Consider the following 18,389-nt stretch of genomic DNA (forward strand, 5'->3'; position numbering starts at 1 on the left):
ATTAGTCTTCCATTGGAATGACAAGAATTATATTGTTTCCACGAAGGACAACGGAACCTAGAGACCTTAGACGCTCACCATTTGCTATTTCAATGGTATCGACAAGATGGAGGTTCATGTAATCATCTGCACTGCTAAGGGTTCCTTCAAGCAGGTGAAGGTCACCTTTCATCTCAACCTGGATTTTCGATCCAATCAATTTCTGGACTTTCTTATTAGGGAACAAAATTAATCCTCACATCATTTTAAAACAACATTAGAGCCTTTCCGGTTATAGGCTAATACAATAATACAATCTAATATTTATTACTGGCGATTTGACCTATACTATACAATTGACAGGAACTGCCCATACCCCGGAACATCTACATATACCCCTGAATCTCAGTAGTAGCTTGCTGTGTTTCAGCGTCATCCTTCTTATTCATATTCTCATGTGGTCTCCTTATTGGGCCAAACATTTTCTCATAGTCCTGGATATGCTGATTAAGCCACCTTGCAAGCTCCATGGCGGCCAATGGGGAAAGTATTACCTCCGTTTCAAGCCTCCTCTGGATCACCTGTTCCTCAGATGCCTTATCAGCAGGCAGAGGAGTATCATTATAGAAGCCGATCCTGAAATCGTACGGACTGTGCCCACCCACAGCTCCGATAGAGTAGACCTGTTTAAAATCATCCGGTTTGAACAGTTCTATCCTTACTTTCCTTTTTCCTCGTATCCCTTCTGATTTTTCACTCATATTAATGTTTCCTTGCAGACGGGCTTATGCCATCTGTCATATCATATCTGTTGGCATCATTATAATACATTATGATAACACACTGCTTATGATGAACATGCACAGTTATCCTTCGATCTCTTTTTTCAGCCGGCGAGCTTCAGATGCAATCTCTTTTTTGGAGTAGGTTTTTGCTATCATCTCAACAGCATCAAGATTGCGCACTGCACTGTCCAGATATCCGAGCACATCTCCCGGATAGGCGGTAATCCCGTAAAGATTCTCTATCTTCCTTACAATACCTGCCGGATCGTATCCCTCAGTCCGGATCATTATGATCCTTTCTGAGAACTTACGCTCAGCACAGCCACAATGTGGAGAATCACGGCAACTGCAGGTCAGGAACTCGGATGCAAAATCAAATAATTGCTCCCGTAGAGAGATGTCCAGTTTTCCCATGTTCTCTCCCTCAAAGAGGATATCCAGTGAAGCCCCCTGGAAAACCCTTGAGGGGAGGTTAATATTAAGGGCGGCGGATATCCTGGAAACATACTTAAAATATACTCCGTCAAAGAATTCAAGATTAGTAATAATAGAAAGCGGGCTCTGGTTCATTAGCACAGCATCTCGTATAAGGAAAGCCCTGGAAACAGAAAGGAAATGGCCTGCAGCAATCTTACCGAAATTTGTCAGCTCAATAGTGCCGTTCTTCCGATAGAGGAATTTTTGCCTCTCAAGCCTTCGAACGAGTACATCGACTGCATAACCTGCAAGCATATTCCCATGTATCTTCATAAGGTCCTTTTCTGAAGATGTAACGGCTGCAGTTGCGAGAATCTCCTCAAGCTTCTCCTCCTCACCGTAATCAACCTTTGAATGCAGCATTTCTCCCTTTAACAGTTTCAGGGCAACAGTATCTTCCGTATCGCCCTGGTCACCTGTATATCTCTTGCCCGGCACCGCAAGCAACACCACTTCTCCCAGATCATGATAATCCGGCCTGCCTGCGCGTCCCAGCATCTGGAGGAACTCCTGCATATTAAGCCACTCGATACCCATTGCAAGAGAATCGAATATTACCTGCGATGCAGGAAAATCGACACCTGCCGCAAGAGCTGCTGTGGTCACTACAACCGGGAGCCTGCCCTTTGCAAAACTCACTTCCACTTTCTTGCGCTCCTGGCTTGTCAGTCCTGCATGATAGGGTGCCGAAGGGATGGGAAGAGCTTCGGATATGCGATGGCAGTTACGCCTTGAGTTCGTGAAGATTATGGTCTGCCCTTTATGCCCCTTTGAGGAAATCTTGCTATATTCCTCCCTGGCAAGCTTGGTCATGATATTTATCTTTGAATGCTCCGGGCAGATCACCAGATGTCTCTCAATGGGAACCGGCCTGTACTCATACTCGATAAGTTTTGCATTCAGATGCTTTGCCATTATCTCAGGCTTTGCCACGGTGGCGGACAGGTAGATGAACTGTGCATCAGGCGCGCTATACTTGAGCCTTGCTATCACACCGTCAAGCCGATGGCCGCGCTCCGAATCCTCGATAGTGTGCACCTCATCCACGACAACAGTGCCAACCTGCCCCAACATGTCCGCCGCGCCGGTCCTTAAAATGTAGTCTATACCCTCGTAGGTACCTATAATGATATCAGAATCAAGGGATCTGCGCATTGAATCCGTTTTAGATGCCTTTATACGTGCACTTCCAACCCTGATGGATGTCTGAATCCCCAGTCCGGAGTACCTCTCCGTAAACTGGTCGTATTTTTGGTTTGCAAGTGCTACCAACGGAACAAGATACAGCAGTTTTCCCTTCCTGCGCAGGATATTCTCGATACCCGCAAGCTCTCCGATAAGTGTCTTACCTGTGGCTGTCACTGAGGTCACAAGCTGATTCTGGCCGTTCAGAAGTCCATTCTTTACTGAAATAGACTGTACCGGCAGGAGCATATCTGACTTTTGAAGCAGGAGGTCCTTGAACTTCCGGTTTATCGGCAGATCCTTTATCATGGAAGTAGAAACCTCCGTGCTTGCTGCTATTGAATCAAACCTTGTGAGCTCATGGTCGAGTTCTTCAGGGCTTAGCATGGACAAGGTTCTGTCAAGGTCCTTTGTGCTTAGCAGTATTTCCTCCAGTCTTTCGCATACTTCCTCACCATAAGTCACCTGTGAGCTTGAGAGAACTCTGGACAGCTCATCCTTAGCGCAATCAGCGCATATTTTCTCCCGATGATATCTCACGGATCTCCTGTTGAGAAAATTGAACATATTCTTCAGCAGGCAGAATCTGCAGACATCCACAATATCAGCGCTAAGCTGGAACCCCTGCAACATATCAAGGACAGTGGCCGTCTGTTGGGCATCCCCGTCCTTTGCTATCATAATACGGGCTGCATTCCTCAAAAGGTCTGTCAATTCGGAGGGAGGATGCAACTCCTCTTTGTTATTCAGGACGACCTTGAACTTGTGGGGCCGTGGTCCTGTAGCAGTCTTTTGCATGACCAGCTCCCCTACAAAAAGAGGCCTTTTCATTTTATCCCGTATCGGAAGAACGGTTATTTTCGTCCTGTCGGCAATTATTAGTATCCAGAGAGTCATCTGCGCATTCAGATAGCACAGTGAGTATAAATACTATTGGCTTTATGGAAGGCATAAGTAAAAATATAAAAACCAATATATTATTCCTTGTTTACAAGGGGCAGGACGATGTTAACAACCAGATCTTTTACGGCAAATTCCTTTACGCAGGATGATACATCAAAGGACCAGGAAGAGGTATTACTGTACGATAGCCTCAAAAAGCCGGCTTCTACTGTGGCGTACCAGGAAGAACCAACACTACTTTCAACAGGAATATCGGTCCTTGACAGGACTCTTGGCGGGGGCTTGCCTGCTGGTTCAGTATCATATTTCTCAGCCGACCCCCGCTCGATGTCAGAAGTATTCCTTTATCAGTTCACACAATCCCGCAGGACCTTTTATTTTACGACCGGGAGAAGGCCCAAGTTCGTCCTCAATGACATAATCAACCTTGGATTTGACCCGTCCAACATAATTTTCGTTGATGTATATAGCGAATATTATTTTAGCGCATGCGGCGAGATGTCAGAAAATGTAGGCAATGAATACATCGATTCCAAAATAATAGAGTTCACCGAATACAATCTGCGCAACATTGTCAACGATTCAACGGGTGAGGAGATCAACCTGATCATCGATTCATTTTCTTTTTATATGAATCTCCGCGTTAACCCCGGGCTTATTCGCCAATTGACCAACGTTATTTATGAAATTACCAAGGAGATACAGTGTCTGACACATCTCTACGGTCATAAGGGCAGTATCCCGGAAAGAATGGGAAATGAAATATTCGCCACGGTTGATGTGATATTTGAATCATCCCTCGAAACGAACTCTGATAAACTCGTCAGCAAACTGGCCATACCAAAGATAAGAGGAATGGTGCCAAGCCCGGAGCTGATCAAGTTCAAGATCGGTGAGGGAGTGCAGATAGATACTTCAAGGGACATTGCCTGAAGTCTGTTCCTCCAGATAAACAGTGCTTGTGTCACTCATAAACAGGCATCTGTATCTGCTGCATACCTGCAGTTACAGTCGCGATGTGCAGGGATATCACCTATGGCACCAAGCAGGACATCCAGAAGAATCTCCTGTCTTTCCTTAAGGGTTCTGACGACCTCCGAAGCAGTGACTTTCTGAGCACCCATGCCACATGCATTATTGGTAACAGTGCAGATAGAAGCATAGCACAGGTTTAGCTCTTTCGCAAGAACCACCTCAGGTACACCTGTCATGCCCACGACATCCCCAATCCGGTTCATCATTCGAATCTCTGCCCGTGTCTCAAACCTTGGGCCTTCGGTACAGACATATACGCCCTCTGCAAAACCGATGTCTTCTTTTGTGAGCGTTGCTTTAAGGCTTTGCCGTATCTGCGGACAGTAAGGCTCTGTCATATCAACATGGATAGTCCTGCTGTCATGGAAAGTAGATATCCTGTTACGGGTCATATCCACAAAATCATCCGGCAGGAAGAAACTGCCGATAGGATGCCCCTGCATTGTACCTACAGAATTTATTGAAATGATCCTTTTAATATCAAGTTCCACGAATGCCCATACGATGGCTCTATAGTTCACCATATGCGGAGGAAGATGCTTCTGGCCGTCAGCATGTCTGGGTATTATAACACAGTTCTTGCTTTTGGTCTTGAAAGGGTAAGCCCGGACCTCGCCAAAAGGAGTTTCCACATTTATTTGCTCAGAAGCTTCTGGAAAAGAGAAGTTCACACCGCCAATCACTGCAACATCAAAGCCGGAGCCTGTGAGATATCCTGGTCTATGTGTCTGCATTATTGCTACCCTTCAAAAGTTCTTTCTCTTCCATCCTGATACTTGTAGAGACTTTTATTCCTGCCAGAGCAATGATTATAGCTGCAACTATGGAATAAACGAAGTACTGCACTCCCACTGCAGGGTCGATATTGCTGCCACCTATGACCGTGCTTATGGATATCAGGTATGTGCTTGCACCCCAGAAGAGCAGGCCAATGGATATCACAAAGAAAGCAGGTATAATATATCTGAAAGTAGACATCCTGTTCTTGTAGCAGTCAATGATCTTCCCGACATCCGCAATCAGGATAGCGCTTACATATAGCCAGACAGTAGTGTTTATGAAAACCGTCGCCAGAGGTACCAGTCCATAATACCAGATGCCTTCGCGAGTGTAAAGCGCCCATATTCTGCTAAGACCAAGTACACTTGCAGCAATCATTACAAGAAGCGCGGTAAGGTAGGTAAGGAAGGTCATCCGCCCTGAATGGAAAGAATCTTTTATACGCTCCCCATAGACAGATATCGAGTCACCGAAGCCTCTGTAAAGCATATAGAGACCTACTGCAGCAAGTATCCCGATAATGGCACCCTGAGGATAATTGATCATAAGGAAAAATGCATAGATAAGCGATGCCAGTCCCAGAGGTACGAAGAATGTCTGGGATATCTTCGGGTCATTGAAAGCGTGCTTGATAATATAATAAGTACTTTCCAGATTTGCGCTCTGCATAACTACAATACGCTTGACAGAATCGACCTTCATCCTGGACTGTACGATCGGGAGCAGGGATTCATCTTCCGCCCCGTCAGAAATGAATATAGCAGAGCTGAAGTTGAAACGCTTAAGGAGGACATCGAGCTGGTTTGCTATCTTCTGGTCTGATATAATGCCGATGTTCTTATCTCCGGCAAGGGTGATCAGCTCTGCATCAATATTCCTTGCAGTCAGATCATCAAGTACCTTGATACCGCCAAAGATGGTGTTAGCATCCGAGTCTTCGGGATCCGCGGTTGCAAGTTTTACAGCTGCCTCTATGTTCGCCTCTCTTCCAATAACAGGCCCTCTAACATTAGCTTTTACACCAAGGTCGTCATCCCTGTCTATACAGAGGATCAGTATTTGCATATAACTCCACTTGCTATTTGATAAGGAAATATAAATAGATTCTCATAAAATCATTACAATGATAGACTATCTTATCATCAGATATCCATACATATGAAACCGAACTTCATAGAAGTAACTCCTCTATAAGTTCTCTCGCCCAGCGCAGTTTCTTCTTTTTGATAGGAGTAACATCCTCATCATAGAAATCAAAGCCTATAAGATCAATATTGGCCGCACCGAATTCTCTTGCAAGGAAAACACACCTGTCACCATCACTGAAACCGCCGAAGTTATAGACATTTTCAAGGGGAACTGACTGAGTACTTCCAATAATATTATGAAGAAATGGTATATACCTTTCAAGTTTGCCGATATTATCCCCGTGAGCATGCACAACCATAAGTGAACCTCTGCTGTTGGCGATAATTTCTCTTTCGACATCTCCGTCAAGGTCTGTCACTATTACATCCGGCACTACACCAGAATCAAGTATGACAGCCGCAGCTCCGTCAGCAGCTATGATTACGTACTTTTTAGTGTCAACAGACTCAAGTTCATTTTTAAGACATGGTGCATTGCCACATACAAGAGCATTCTTACCTCCTATAAGTTCATGGAGGACAGACACTTTTGCGCTCTTTGCAGGATCAAGCATGCGGGAGAGAATGAGAGCCGCACGCTCATCCTCTTCCCTGCTGAAACCCATATCTTCGAGTATCCTTGAGTATACAGGTTTCCATATTTCAAATTCCATGTTTCTCCTTTTCAGTTTCAGGATGGCGTTATTCCAATGCTCATAGACACGCCTTCAACTTCCCAGTCTTTGGAGAGCGTTCCGCTGGAATCAACATCAAGACCTATTACCTGCACATCAGCCCTGATCTCCTTTGCGATATGCTGCTCAAGATCAAGGACCAGGTCAAGTACCCGCTCGTCCTCTATCCTGATATGTACCTTAATGTTTTCGTCAACCGCGAGATCAAGCTCCTTACGCATATCCTGCACCCTGCGGATAACTTCCCTCGAAAAGCCTTCTGACTCGAGTTGCCGGGTCAGTTTTGCATCAACATATACACTGCCTGCATTGAACTCTGCGCTTGCAACCGCTTCGGGCAGTTTTTCCTCGAACTTGACCATTTCCGGTGTAATGGTTGCCATACCGCCGGGAACTTCAACTTCAGCCTGCCCTGTTGCAACAAGGGATTTACGAAGGGCGATAACATCGGCTTTCTTTATCGCAGCCAGGATCTTGCCTGCATCGCCTTTGAAAACAGGACCGATAGTGCTTGGGTTCGGAACAGCTTCGTATCGTAGTTCATCCCATGGCTGTCCGGGAGCTATGAGTACTATGTCTTTTGCATTGGTCTGATCCATGAGCACGGACCTGAGGCTTGCCACGGCCTCTGCAACCTGCTCATTGACAGGAGTGACTACTATTCTGGCCACTGGCCACCTAAGCTTCCTGCCGGCTTTCTGGCGGGCATTGGAGGATGCCTCCACCATGGACCTTATCATATCCATATGAGTCTCAAGTTCCTTGTCCACAAGAGATTCATCAGCAACCGGCCAGTCGTTCATATGAATAGATTCAGGTGCATCCGGGTAGACATTCCTGACAAGGTTCTGATACATCTCTTCTGCAAGATGCGGCATGAACGGAGCAATCACCTTGGCAGTTATGACAAACACTTCATACAGTACCCTGTAAGCAGCAAGCTTATCCGGATCATCAGCCTCTACCCATGTCCTTGGCCTGATAAGCTGGATATACCATCTGGAAAGATCCTCCAGGACGAACTCATTGATAGATCTCAGAGCCCGGTGCAGGGTATACTGGTCCATCGCCTTGTTGACATCATTGATAAGTGACTGTGACCTTGAGAGTATCCACCTGTCCTCCTTCCTCATGTGCTCCCGTACGGAGTCCAGTGATACTTTTGAGGGGTCAAATTTGTCCAGCACCATGTAAGGCAGTGGGAATCGATATACATTCCAGAGAATGTTCAGTGTCCTGTTAATTGTCCCGAGTTCCTCACTATTGAACTTGAGATCTTCCCAGGGTGCAGTGGCTGACATCACAAAGCAGCGAAGAGTATCGGCACCGTATTTTGAGATGACCTCTTTTGGCTCTATCACATTGCCAAGACTCTTTGACATTTTCTTGCCTTCCCCATCAAGGGTGAAGCCGTGCATGAGCACACTCTTGTAAGGAGCTTTCCCGAATGCCACCATGCTTGCTCCAAGCTGTGAATAGAACCATCCGCGGGTCTGGTCATGCCCTTCCGTGATGAAGTCTGCCGGCCACCACTTGTCGAAGTCCTCTGTGTTCTGTGGGAACCTGAGGGTTGCCCAGGAAGCTACGGCTGAGTCGAACCAGACATCGAATACATCCTCTACACGTTTCATGGTACCACCACACTGGCAGCCAAAGGTGATCTCGTCAACATATGGTCTGTGCAGTTCGACATCACCGGAGATGCCAGACAGTTCGATAAGCTCCTTCTTGGTCCCGACAACATGCATACTGTCGCATGTCCGGCATTTCCACACGGGTATGGGAATGCCCCAGTATCTCTGCCTGGAAACACACCAGTCACGTGCTCCCTCGACCCAGTCCTTGAACCTTGAGGAACCTGCCCATGAAGGGTACCAGTTCACATTCTGTATCTCGGCAAGCATCTGCTCCTTGAGATCTGAGATCTTAATGAACCACTGTTCTGTGGCAAGGTATATGATAGGTGTCTTGCAGCGCCAGCAGTGCCCGTACCTGTGAGTGATCCTGCCCTGGGCAAGTAGCAGGCCGCGCTCTTTGAGGTCTTCTATAACAGTTGTGTTAGCGTCCCTGATATGCATTCCTGTATAATCACCGGCTGCTTCAGTATACCTGCCGTCAGAACCTACCGGACAGAATATGGGCAGTCTGTTCTTGATGCCGACATCAAAGTCATCCATACCGTGCCCTGGCGCAATATGCACACAACCGGTGTTCTCGGCGGTCACGAAATCGGCAAGATAGATGTTATGCTCCATGGCTGCCTGCCTTGGCACCTTATCTGCAAGAGGGTGCTCGTATGACAGCGAAGTGAGGTCCTCGCCAAGCATGCTTCCCAGTATCTCATAACCGGCATAGCGTCCTTTCTTCAGGACGGCCTCCACAAGCTGTGAAGCAATAATGAGCACCTCTTCACTGCCTTCTGAAGTTGTTGCCTTTACTCTGGAGTACTCAAATGAAGGGTGAACTGCTACTGCAATATTGGAAGGGATAGTCCATGGAGTGGTGGTCCATATGACAACATAGGTGTTTTCCTCACCCTTGAGCCTGAACTTGACGAATATGGAAGGGTCCGCCCTGTCGCTGTACTCTACCTCTGAGTCAGCGATGGCTGTTTCGCACCGGGGACACCAGTTGACAACGCGCTTGCCCTGCTCCAGCAGGTTCTTCTCCTGGGCTTGTTTGAGGGTCCACCATGCCGCCTCGATGTACTCGTCACGCAGGGTCATGTAAGGGTCTTTCCAGTCAAGCCATGCGCCCAGCATGCGGAACTGCCCGGTCATGTCGTCCTTCTGGTTTAGCGCGAATTCCTTGCACTTTTCGATGAAATTACCGACGCCATACTTCTCGATATCCTTCTTGGAGGTGAAACCAAGCACGCCTTCAACCTTGACCTCGATTGGCAGGCCATGCATGTCCCAGCCCGCACGGTCAAGTATGTCATAACCTTTCATTGAGCGGTAGCGCAGAATGGAGTCCTTGATTATCTTGTTCCATGCAGTGCCCAGGTGGATGTGCCCTGTGGTATACGGTGGCCCGTCCACGAAAAAGAATCTTTTTCCGCCTCTTCTGTGCTCACGTACCTTTGAGTACGCATCCGATTTTTCCCAGAAGTCCTGGATCTTCCTTTCCAGTTTTTCCGGGCTATACTGATTGGTAATCTCCTCTAACATCAAAGGTCTCCATACTCTAATTCGATCTGGATATTCCTACTGCAATATTCAATTTAATAATTATGGATGAAACTCACAGGTTATAGTTAAGTTTTGTTGAAAATGTGAGCGTGGGGGTGAGGGGAGGAGTGGGTTGAGGGGAGGTGTAAGAAGTCAAAGTTAATCTGGAGATAAAAGTTTCTGGCTGCTGTTGTCAACGAGTTGCCACATGGAAGATATTGGTAGAATGATAAAGAGTTCAAATCTAATCCTTCACACATTCAGGAGGGTAATAGGTATCCTGAATTTTAGATACGCAGAATTTTTGGAAGTTTTGGATTTTTGGTTAATATTTAATTCGTAGAGATTATATCAATACAAACATAAAATTCGAATATAACTTGAAATTTTTGAAGTCTGATATCTAGATTTGCCTGGTGAGGCAGAGTATTTTCAAATACATATTTCTCAGGAGCAGATAATCAGGTGTTTTGACGTTAGCACTCCATGTTCTTGCAAATACTTGTTTTTGTTTCCATGTATGAATTGATGGCTATGTTCATTGTTCCATCAATGTCGATAATCTCCATGTCGAAGATTTTTGCAAATTCGGAAACATTCCGATGAAAATTATTATCTTTAGAGTTTTGATTATTGATTTTAAAAAGAAGACTGTACATCGGACTGCTGAGATATTTTCTGACGTTTTGATAAGATACTGTGGATTTGTAATCTTTTTCGTTCATGCTTGACAACCACATTGGAGTTGCATATATGGCTCCTCTTCCATTTCCAATTAACATCGTTTTCGTGTAAATTTCATTTCCACCGAGTGCTATGCTAACACAGTCATCAACAATGTTTTTTTCATCATCCCTCAGAAAATAAACCGGGCAATCAAGCCTCTGCAAATCATCCTGTATTTTTTCAGAACTATAACCACATTTCCCATAGAAAAGAAGGATTCCATCTGATATTTTTGACATTTCTTTTGCATTCAGATATACTTCAGATTGTAAATAATCAATCTCAGAATGTAAATCCTTTCTCAGAAGATTCACAACAACCGTTAATTCTCGTTCTTTCTTCCGATTTAAGGCATCACACATTTGCTTTAGAATGGGAATATTCGAAAACCTCTTCATGAAACTATCAGGTAATCTTCTATTGCGCTCTGAAACAATAGAATATAACCTATCAGAGGAAAACACAAAAGGCCTGAGATTCTCAGACTTGAGTTTTTGTACCAATCGGAAACTGTTTCTGTTCTCTACCACAAACAAATTTTTAATTTCAAGGTCTGTTGAGAGAACATAAACTAACTCATCCTCAAGCATTTCGCAGGAAACTATACTTAACACAGGCATAATTATTGTTTACATAGTTTTATTCTTTATTTCATCCTTTATCGAAAAATAACATTTCTCGAATATTTCCTGATTGCCACTGACCTCAAAGGTACTGTACCCAAACAAATTGGCATACTCTTCAATCTTTGCGTCGATATCTTTCACATATGTTAGGCCTGTATTGACTTTTGCAACCCTTGAATATCCTGCCAAGTCATTGACCATTTTTGCCATCTTGAACGCTTTTTCAGGGTCAGAATGATATTTAGCAAAGCCTAGAAGTTCTTTCCATGAACTGGCATACATGGGAGTGAAGAAGAAAGCAGGTTCCTTACTGTTTGCTTTAAGCAATTTCAGATAATTAGCTCCACCACCAACCGTAGCTCCAATGCAGTCATCCACAATTCTTTCATCATCTCTGAGTATCCTGACGATGCAACCATCTTTTTCAAGGCAGAAATCCTCTTCTACCTTACCCAGGACATTACCACAAAGGCCGTAAAAAAGGAGTATACCATCGGAGAAAGAAATCATTTTCTTAATATTCTGGTAAACCTCGAATTTCAGCGTTTTTGGTACTGCATGAAGTCCAAGTTCCAGAATATTAACTACAACAATTGATTCATTTTCATCCATTTCTCCGAGATGATATGGTATCTTTTCAAAAGATATGATATCATAAGAGACATGCTGTTCACGAAGTTTTTCTTTAAATTCTGAAATGTTTTCATTTTCTACGATTATAATCTTATCAATTTCAGAATCATTGGTAAAAAGCCAGACTATTTCATCTTGCATTATCTTACATGAGATTATACTCATAACGGGCATCACAGATATCCTCCTTTTTTTGTATATTACTAGTTTTATTTCTTTAGATTCAAAAAATAATACGATAAATAGACAACATTTACCTACATGTAGGTAGGCAAATGGTTGAATAAAAAATCAATCCCTCCATCCAAGACCTAATTTAATTGAAAAAATTGATCTGACAAGTGTCTTTCTACCTTTAATACTGGATAACAGTCTGGCACCCATCAGTGTTTCAACTATCATTTCTGAATGTGATTCTACTGTATCTAAAAATTTAAACTCCCCCTGTTCCAGGCCATTTTGAAGAACATTGGCAAGCCATTCAAGTATATCGTCCAGTAACAAAATATCTTGATTTTTAACTTTCTCTGGGAGTTCTTGAAAATCTATTATCACTGAACCAGGAGGACAGATGCATTTCCCTTCATCAAACTCCTGCAATGCATAATCAAAATAATATTGAAGCTGCTCACGAGCAGACTTTTTGGATTCAACCATTTGTGCAATAGACATGGCTAAGTAATTTCTTCTTTCTTCAAGTAAGGCAGCAACCAAGTCTTCTTTTTTAGGATAATAGTGGTGTATTGAAGCATTTTTTATGCCAAGCTGCTGGGAAATATTCTTGTAACTAAATCCATTATAGCCCCCACATTGCAAAAATAATCTTGCATAACGAAGTATCTGTTGGTTAGTGGGGTTAAGATCTGTCATATTAATCCACATTTTTCCTTATTCTTATAATAGTTGGATTAAACTCATACATTAAATACCTACCTACATATAGGTAGACAATAGTTAAACTGGAAAACAATTAAAAAATCAGATTAAAGAGAATCTCAAAAGAAGCAAATGATTCAAAGCTAATGTTGATGCTTGCACATACTTAAAAAATGATTTCTAACTGATTGCCCTGCAAACACAGTATTTGCACAAGGACATTTCCTCTAATATATTCTTACTCTTTGCAGGACAATAATAAACGCCATCATTTTCAAAGATTGTCTGATCTTCATTTACGTACATTCCCAGTGGGTGGAGTGGCTCTTTCGCTATAAAAGTCAGATATGTGGAAATAATGCGAGTATATTCCTTCAAATCTCTTTGATTGGGAGCATACTCATCCATATACTTGCTAATCCTGAATGTAAAATCTTCAAGCTTTCCAATGTCTATCTCCTCAGATAAATCAGTGCAATCTCTTTCTTTTAACTCGAAAAAGTTCTTGCGATTATATCTTGCAAGACATTGGATATTGTACTGGAGACTTCCATAAGGGCTCTGAGTATCTTCTGTTTCTTTTTCAGTAATCCTTGTTAAATACTCAGAAGACATATTGGCAGCATCTTTCTTTAATAAGAGCAATAATTCACATGAATTAATATGAAATCCCCCAATTTTGCATATGAATAAACAATCAAATAGTTCCGTGAAATAAATATTATGATTAATGTGAACACATAATTTATTTTTATTTTGCAGCATGATGGTGTATAGACAAAAGAGGAATAAGCTCTCACATCAGCTTATCCGCAAGTTTCCTCATAAACCTAGCATTCAGATTTAGGTCTCCTGTTTGCCTAATCCTATCCTGAATCCTCTTAAGAGTACCCTGTAAGCAATACCAATCTTCCTAGCTGCTTCAGGAGTTAGCTCCAATATTTTCTGCTTGATAGATTCCTCATTAATAAAAGTCTGAGATTTTTTAAACCCTAATTCCTCTTTATCAATATCGCTGGCTTTCTTCTTTAATATTTCAACGTCTTCTTCAAATTCAGTACTTCGCTAATTTTAAATGAGCCCCAGTGAATTTTTTCACGGTAGCCTTATATGCGGTAACAATGCCGCTTTATGTCACTCCTACCACCAGATTCCCGTAACGTTTCTAAAGTTAAACTAAAACCAAAACAATGTATAATGCCGTTTCTCAGTACTCTATACTGCAGGCAAAAAAAGTAGAGACATCTCCTGAGAGGATGTCTCATTTTTGGGGTGGTTGGATTGGTGGTACACACTTCACAACAATTAATTGATGTGGGTACACAGATGATATTCATCTATAAATAGATAAACTTTTCTATCAATCGCAAGATTTGACTGTACATACCAGAGTTATGAGTGAATAGAGAGAGATTGAAGATGAGCAGTATGAGACCACCTGGAAGATCAGGTATGCCTCATGCCTACTGCTGGTTATGAAGTGATAGGCATCTGCCAGGAGAGGAAACTGACAGAAACCCAATAAATCTGCAATTATGATCCAGGTATTTTACCTGGGATAAAACCAATAAAAGAATGTTTGAGAGGATTACCGGGTTGTCTTTGGTGGTAAAGTGCGGCTACCCGAACCGGGAAAATTGTCAACCATCAAAGCATCAAGATCTACTTTTTGCTCTCTTATCCATTCCTCATCCATAACTTTTATAGGTAAATCATTTATGTATTCTTTCAGTATCCCTACAGAATTTACATCCTTTGCTGTTTCAGATACATTAATTTTCATGGAGACACCTTTGACTATGCAATAAGAAGATTTGACTATTTATCGTCGAGTATTGCTATTCATTCATCAAATATAAGCTTTTTTATATTGACATATTAATATGCATCTACAGTCTTAGAAAATAATTAATTTCACATTAAGCTAAGCGAATACCAGACACCAGTACCAAATATTTAAGAGAAAATTAGATCGCTACCGTCGAACTGGGTGAAATACACACTCATACCGGAAACAAAATAAATATTGTTGGATCAGGATTGCTGTTGATAGAAATGGGAAGAAACTCATCAACTGCAGGATGTCAAATGATGCAGGGGAATCGGCCAGGAGTTGTTTTCAGAAGAGAAACACTCAAGGAAGACCATGCCCCGGCTCCAGATCCATCTCGTAGCATTTGGGTCCCGGGCCGCAGACATCTTCAAGTTCCCTGAGGATACGGAAACCCATGTTCCTGTAAAGGTTGATGGCAGGAATATTCTCCCTGGCCACAAAAAGAGAGATGCAACTGACGAAACTCAGCTTCATCTCGCGGATACCTTTCTGAAGGAGTCTTTTACCTATACCACATCCTCTGCGATCACTGTCAACTGCAAAAGAATAAAGCGTGGCGGTTTTGTGGATGTGCGAATAGGATAATACAGGTCTCACGAAAAAGATGCAGTACCCACGACCTTGCCCCGGTCAAGGGAAGCATAACAGGTTTCATTAAAAAAGCGGCAGTACATCATGAACATCCTATCGTTTATCCCGGTGAAGTTCTCATGATAGAGTTTTAGGACATCAGCCATCAGATCATTGTTTATTCTGATTATTTTATGGTCTTCGAACGTGCTCCATTTTTTAGTCATCAGGCTGCCAAAAGCCAGCCGTGGGGCTTTTAATGGCTGCCTTTTACCTGTGCGTACTTTCCTCACTAACTGACCGGCCATTGACACCACAACACATTGATCCTGCACCCAGGCAGGCATCCTTTAAAAAATAATCAGGATATATATCTGATAACAGGTATTTGATCAGGAAGGGTATAAGTCAATTGGAACTAAGGTCCTGAAGACAGGACCGGTCCATATGTCTATTTGTATGCATTGCACCCTTTGCAGGGACTTCCGATAAAGGGGGCATCACTCCCCTTCAAGCACAACGCCCTGGACCTGTTCAAGAAGGATGTCGGAGAACAGCAACTTCTCAATAGTTCGTGCAACATACCTGCGATGCTGATGCTTCTGTATATCCTCGTTCATCCGCAGGTCGGAATCTATCTGGATTCTCATGAGCGCAAAACGAAAAGCATCCACCTCTTTGATATCCATGTTGTAGAAGGCCTCAATGTAAAAGGGCAGTTTTTGAGGATGTTCTATCACTTCACATAGCATCAGTGACTCCTCAGGGATAACCTCAATTGAAGTTTCAGGGTTGAGCTTGCCGGTTATCAGCATCAGAGTCTCCAGAGAATAACTCCGATTCATGATAGTAATATTGCGATCCATATGAACACATCCTTTAAAATTAAGCTTGCCGGAAAGTATTTTGTTTTATTCTTTACCGGCAGTTTTTTCCAGCAGTACCTCTTTGCACTTCTCAAGGTCGGCTGCAGTATTAACGTTCAGAGCCAGTTCGATATTTTCCAGCACGAGGCTAACATAGGCCTGCTCGCGTTCAACATCTTTCCCGTCCAGGATATTGACCCCTGCAGGAACTATAAGCTTGCCTTCCCAGTTAAAGACCGTATCCGGCCTTATACCGAGCCCTTTGCACACCCATATGGGAGAGAACACGGACATCGCAGGTGTTCCGCAAGTCTCATACTTTCTGATGATATGCCCGATTATCTCCGGATCAAGCAAGGGTATGTCCGACATCAGGATAAGCACGGGTTCGGTTATGCCTGCATCCTTGACCGCATAGACCATATCTGCCACATAGTTGCCACCACCTGTGTTTATAACTTCCACCCTGCCATTGTAGCGGTTAAGGATAACACTGCCTGTGACAGGCGTTGCAGGCGAGACGGCAACATGGATCTTTCCGACTTCAGGTGTTCTCTCAAGGGCATCGATAACATATGAGATAAGAGGTTTGCCAAGCAATTCTACCGTGGGTTTTTCACCCATTCCGAGCCTGCTCCCAAAGCCCCCGGCCATAATTATAGCGTCCATATCAGACACCTCCAAAACCGTATTTAAGCGCAAGGAAGATGGCTACCAGCGCAATGGTCCTGCCAACTTCGTTGGATGCACCAATGACATCACCATTAACACCTCCAAAGTGCCTGTTACTGATATTGATAAGCACCATGGCTGATGCAATAGATGCAACAAAAGCTATAGGTCCGACCAGAGGGAGACCGATATACCAGAAAGCCAGCGTACAGGCAGTGATGCCCATAGCAAACCCTGTCAGGTACTTTGGAAGGGTCGTGCTTTTTACCAGAATGGAACCAAGACCTTCATGTATGGACTTCCCGAATGCGGCTATCGTGAGCATGCACTGCATGGCACTGACCTCGGCAACGAACAGGGAAAGAAGGATGACCATTGCTGTACCTGCGATCGAACCGTCCGGAAGCAGGAACTCTCCCGTGAGAAGTGACACCAGAGCAGCATAGAATGCCAGGAGTGCAAGAGCTGTAAAGGCCACTCCTCCAATCCCAAGAGACATGTCTTTAAGCGCCTTGAGCTTCTTCTCGCGGGAACCGTGGGCTGTCAGACCATCCCCCATGTCGGCAATGCCATCAAGGTGGTTAAGTCCCGTAATATAATAGACAAACACTATAATGAAAACAGCACTCAGCTGGGGAGAGAGAAATGACTGCAGACCAAAGGCTACTGCACCCATAATAAGGCCAAGCACAATACCTACGAGTATGTGCAGGTAGGTCCTCTTGAAGAACTCGTCAAGACCTTCCATTGTGATCCCGACAGGGATGGTGGAAAGGAAACCAAAACTGGAGCGTACAGCCAGTAAGAAGTTGTTCATCCTGCGATCACACCACCCAGATTGCTGTCATGTCTCTTCTTTTTCTCAGCCGCATTCTTTCTGGCGGCTTCGGCCATGCTCCGTGTATACATGCTGGCAGATACACCTCCAATAAGCCCGCCAATCACATCATCCATAAAAGGTCCAAGAGTTGCAAGAATACCAGGTTTCTGCTTGTCAAAACGGACAAACTCGAATATCCCTTTATCACCACTGATGTACTTGGCAATACTCATTCCTATGACCTCATCAACTATCAGGAATGTCAGGTCTTTTTCATAAGAGCTCTTGCTTATGTTCGGAAGAGTACCTGCAACGCCTTCCTTCTCAAGCAATACACCTGCATAGACCAGCATACAAAGGTTCGGGTCGGAAAGGGCTATGTGCAATTCTTCCAGGAACCTTTCTTCAGCAAGCTCCCTGGTCTCGATACCCGGATGCGGAGCATACAATGCCAGAGCAGTATCAACAAGCATCTCAACGGTAATACCTTCATCCCTGAGTATATCAATGATATCGTGGGTGATATCACCTTCCAGTTCCTCAGGCTGTCCTTCCTTGAGGTTCGTAGATTCTATATCCGATAATTTCATTGCCATCACTTTTATCATTTGTTTTTATGTACCTGCCAAC

Annotated in this window: 19 protein-coding genes and 1 pseudogene; 2 read left to right on the forward strand and 18 right to left on the reverse strand. The window is 43.7% G+C overall.

Translation table 11 applies throughout. The features are described from left to right. Position 1 precedes the first annotated feature (1 nt). The 3 genes from QZZ22_RS09860 to QZZ22_RS09870 all read right to left on the reverse strand — a co-directional run bounded on the left by QZZ22_RS09860 (position 2) and on the right by QZZ22_RS09870 (position 3,323). Positions 2 to 226, reverse strand: coding sequence for an LSM domain-containing protein (locus QZZ22_RS09860; RefSeq protein WP_292464410.1), 225 nt, complete (start codon positions 224 to 226; stop codon positions 2 to 4). Between the two features lie 139 nt (positions 227 to 365). After that, positions 366 to 740 (reverse strand): DUF3467 domain-containing protein, encoded by a 375-nt coding sequence (locus tag QZZ22_RS09865; RefSeq protein WP_292464411.1) that lies wholly within the window; start codon positions 738 to 740, stop codon positions 366 to 368. A gap of 105 nt (positions 741 to 845) precedes the next feature. Next, the gene (locus QZZ22_RS09870; protein ID WP_292464412.1) at positions 846 to 3,323 is read right to left on the reverse strand and encodes a DEAD/DEAH box helicase; all 2,478 of its coding nucleotides are present in this window, start codon (positions 3,321 to 3,323) and stop codon (positions 846 to 848) included. A gap of 108 nt (positions 3,324 to 3,431) precedes the next feature. On the opposite strand from QZZ22_RS09870, the gene QZZ22_RS09875 reads away from it, so the two are divergent. Then, on the forward strand, positions 3,432 to 4,262 hold the full coding sequence (locus QZZ22_RS09875; RefSeq protein ID WP_292464413.1) for an RAD55 family ATPase: 831 nt from the start codon (positions 3,432 to 3,434) through the stop codon (positions 4,260 to 4,262). Between the two features lie 35 nt (positions 4,263 to 4,297). On the opposite strand, the gene QZZ22_RS09880 is transcribed toward QZZ22_RS09875, so the two are convergent. The 9 genes from QZZ22_RS09880 to QZZ22_RS09920 form a co-directional block, all read right to left on the reverse strand. Continuing rightward, positions 4,298 to 5,098, reverse strand: coding sequence for an MTAP family purine nucleoside phosphorylase (locus QZZ22_RS09880; RefSeq protein ID WP_292464415.1), 801 nt, complete (start codon positions 5,096 to 5,098; stop codon positions 4,298 to 4,300). Then, positions 5,085 to 6,209, reverse strand: coding sequence for a DUF373 family protein (locus tag QZZ22_RS09885; protein ID WP_292464416.1), 1,125 nt, complete (start codon positions 6,207 to 6,209; stop codon positions 5,085 to 5,087). Before QZZ22_RS09885 ends, QZZ22_RS09880 begins: the two co-directional genes overlap by 14 nt. Before the next feature lie 106 nt (positions 6,210 to 6,315). Then, positions 6,316 to 6,945, reverse strand: a complete 630-nt coding sequence (locus tag QZZ22_RS09890) for a 6-hydroxymethylpterin diphosphokinase MptE-like protein (RefSeq protein WP_292464417.1) — start codon at positions 6,943 to 6,945, stop codon at positions 6,316 to 6,318. A gap of 17 nt (positions 6,946 to 6,962) precedes the next feature. Further along, positions 6,963 to 10,136, reverse strand: coding sequence for an isoleucine--tRNA ligase (gene ileS, locus QZZ22_RS09895; protein WP_292464418.1), 3,174 nt, complete (start codon positions 10,134 to 10,136; stop codon positions 6,963 to 6,965). A 476-nt stretch (positions 10,137 to 10,612) separates the two neighbouring features. Then, positions 10,613 to 11,452, reverse strand: a complete 840-nt coding sequence (locus tag QZZ22_RS09900; protein ID WP_292464420.1) for a DUF1638 domain-containing protein — start codon at positions 11,450 to 11,452, stop codon at positions 10,613 to 10,615. Positions 11,453 to 11,491: 39 nt separating this feature from the next. Next, positions 11,492 to 12,262 (reverse strand): DUF1638 domain-containing protein, encoded by a 771-nt coding sequence (locus tag QZZ22_RS09905; protein ID WP_292464421.1) that lies wholly within the window; start codon positions 12,260 to 12,262, stop codon positions 11,492 to 11,494. A 150-nt stretch (positions 12,263 to 12,412) separates the two neighbouring features. Further along, positions 12,413 to 12,991: a TetR/AcrR family transcriptional regulator gene (locus QZZ22_RS09910; protein ID WP_292464422.1), complete on the reverse strand. Its 579-nt coding sequence runs from the start codon at positions 12,989 to 12,991 to the stop codon at positions 12,413 to 12,415. 186 nt (positions 12,992 to 13,177) lie between these two features. After that, positions 13,178 to 13,762, reverse strand: a complete 585-nt coding sequence (locus tag QZZ22_RS09915) for a DUF2115 family protein (RefSeq protein WP_292464423.1) — start codon at positions 13,760 to 13,762, stop codon at positions 13,178 to 13,180. A gap of 823 nt (positions 13,763 to 14,585) precedes the next feature. After that, positions 14,586 to 14,780 carry a hypothetical protein gene (locus QZZ22_RS09920; RefSeq protein ID WP_292464424.1) on the reverse strand — a complete coding sequence of 65 codons (195 nt, stop codon included), beginning with the start codon at positions 14,778 to 14,780 and terminating at the stop codon, positions 14,586 to 14,588. Between the two features lie 179 nt (positions 14,781 to 14,959). On the opposite strand from QZZ22_RS09920, the pseudogene QZZ22_RS09925 reads away from it, so the two are divergent. Beyond that, a pseudogene (locus tag QZZ22_RS09925) lies at positions 14,960 to 15,075 on the forward strand (IS1 family transposase); the annotation flags it as partial. A 56-nt stretch (positions 15,076 to 15,131) separates the two neighbouring features. On the opposite strand, the gene QZZ22_RS09930 reads toward QZZ22_RS09925, so the two are convergent. The 6 genes from QZZ22_RS09930 to cobZ form a co-directional block, all read right to left on the reverse strand. Next, positions 15,132 to 15,428 carry an N-acetyltransferase gene (locus tag QZZ22_RS09930; RefSeq protein WP_292464426.1) on the reverse strand — a complete coding sequence of 99 codons (297 nt, stop codon included), beginning with the start codon at positions 15,426 to 15,428 and terminating at the stop codon, positions 15,132 to 15,134. Continuing rightward, positions 15,425 to 15,709 carry a hypothetical protein gene (locus tag QZZ22_RS09935; RefSeq protein WP_292464427.1) on the reverse strand — a complete coding sequence of 95 codons (285 nt, stop codon included), beginning with the start codon at positions 15,707 to 15,709 and terminating at the stop codon, positions 15,425 to 15,427. Before QZZ22_RS09935 ends, QZZ22_RS09930 begins: the two co-directional genes overlap by 4 nt. Before the next feature lie 192 nt (positions 15,710 to 15,901). Next, on the reverse strand, positions 15,902 to 16,267 hold the full coding sequence (locus QZZ22_RS09940; RefSeq protein ID WP_292464428.1) for a hypothetical protein: 366 nt from the start codon (positions 16,265 to 16,267) through the stop codon (positions 15,902 to 15,904). A 45-nt stretch (positions 16,268 to 16,312) separates the two neighbouring features. Continuing rightward, entirely contained in the window at positions 16,313 to 16,936 is a 624-nt protein-coding gene (locus tag QZZ22_RS09945; protein ID WP_292464429.1) for an NTP transferase domain-containing protein, read from the reverse strand. 1 nt (position 16,937) lies between these two features. After that, positions 16,938 to 17,756, reverse strand: coding sequence for an adenosylcobinamide-GDP ribazoletransferase (cobS, locus tag QZZ22_RS09950; protein WP_292464430.1), 819 nt, complete (start codon positions 17,754 to 17,756; stop codon positions 16,938 to 16,940). Further along, positions 17,753 to 18,349 (reverse strand): alpha-ribazole phosphatase CobZ, encoded by a 597-nt coding sequence (gene cobZ, locus QZZ22_RS09955; RefSeq protein ID WP_292464431.1) that lies wholly within the window; start codon positions 18,347 to 18,349, stop codon positions 17,753 to 17,755. Before cobZ ends, cobS begins: the two co-directional genes overlap by 4 nt. Between the last annotated feature and the right edge of the window lie 40 nt (positions 18,350 to 18,389).

The organism is Methanolobus sp., from assembly GCF_016278365.1.
Classification (GTDB): Archaea; Halobacteriota; Methanosarcinia; order Methanosarcinales; family Methanosarcinaceae; genus Methanolobus.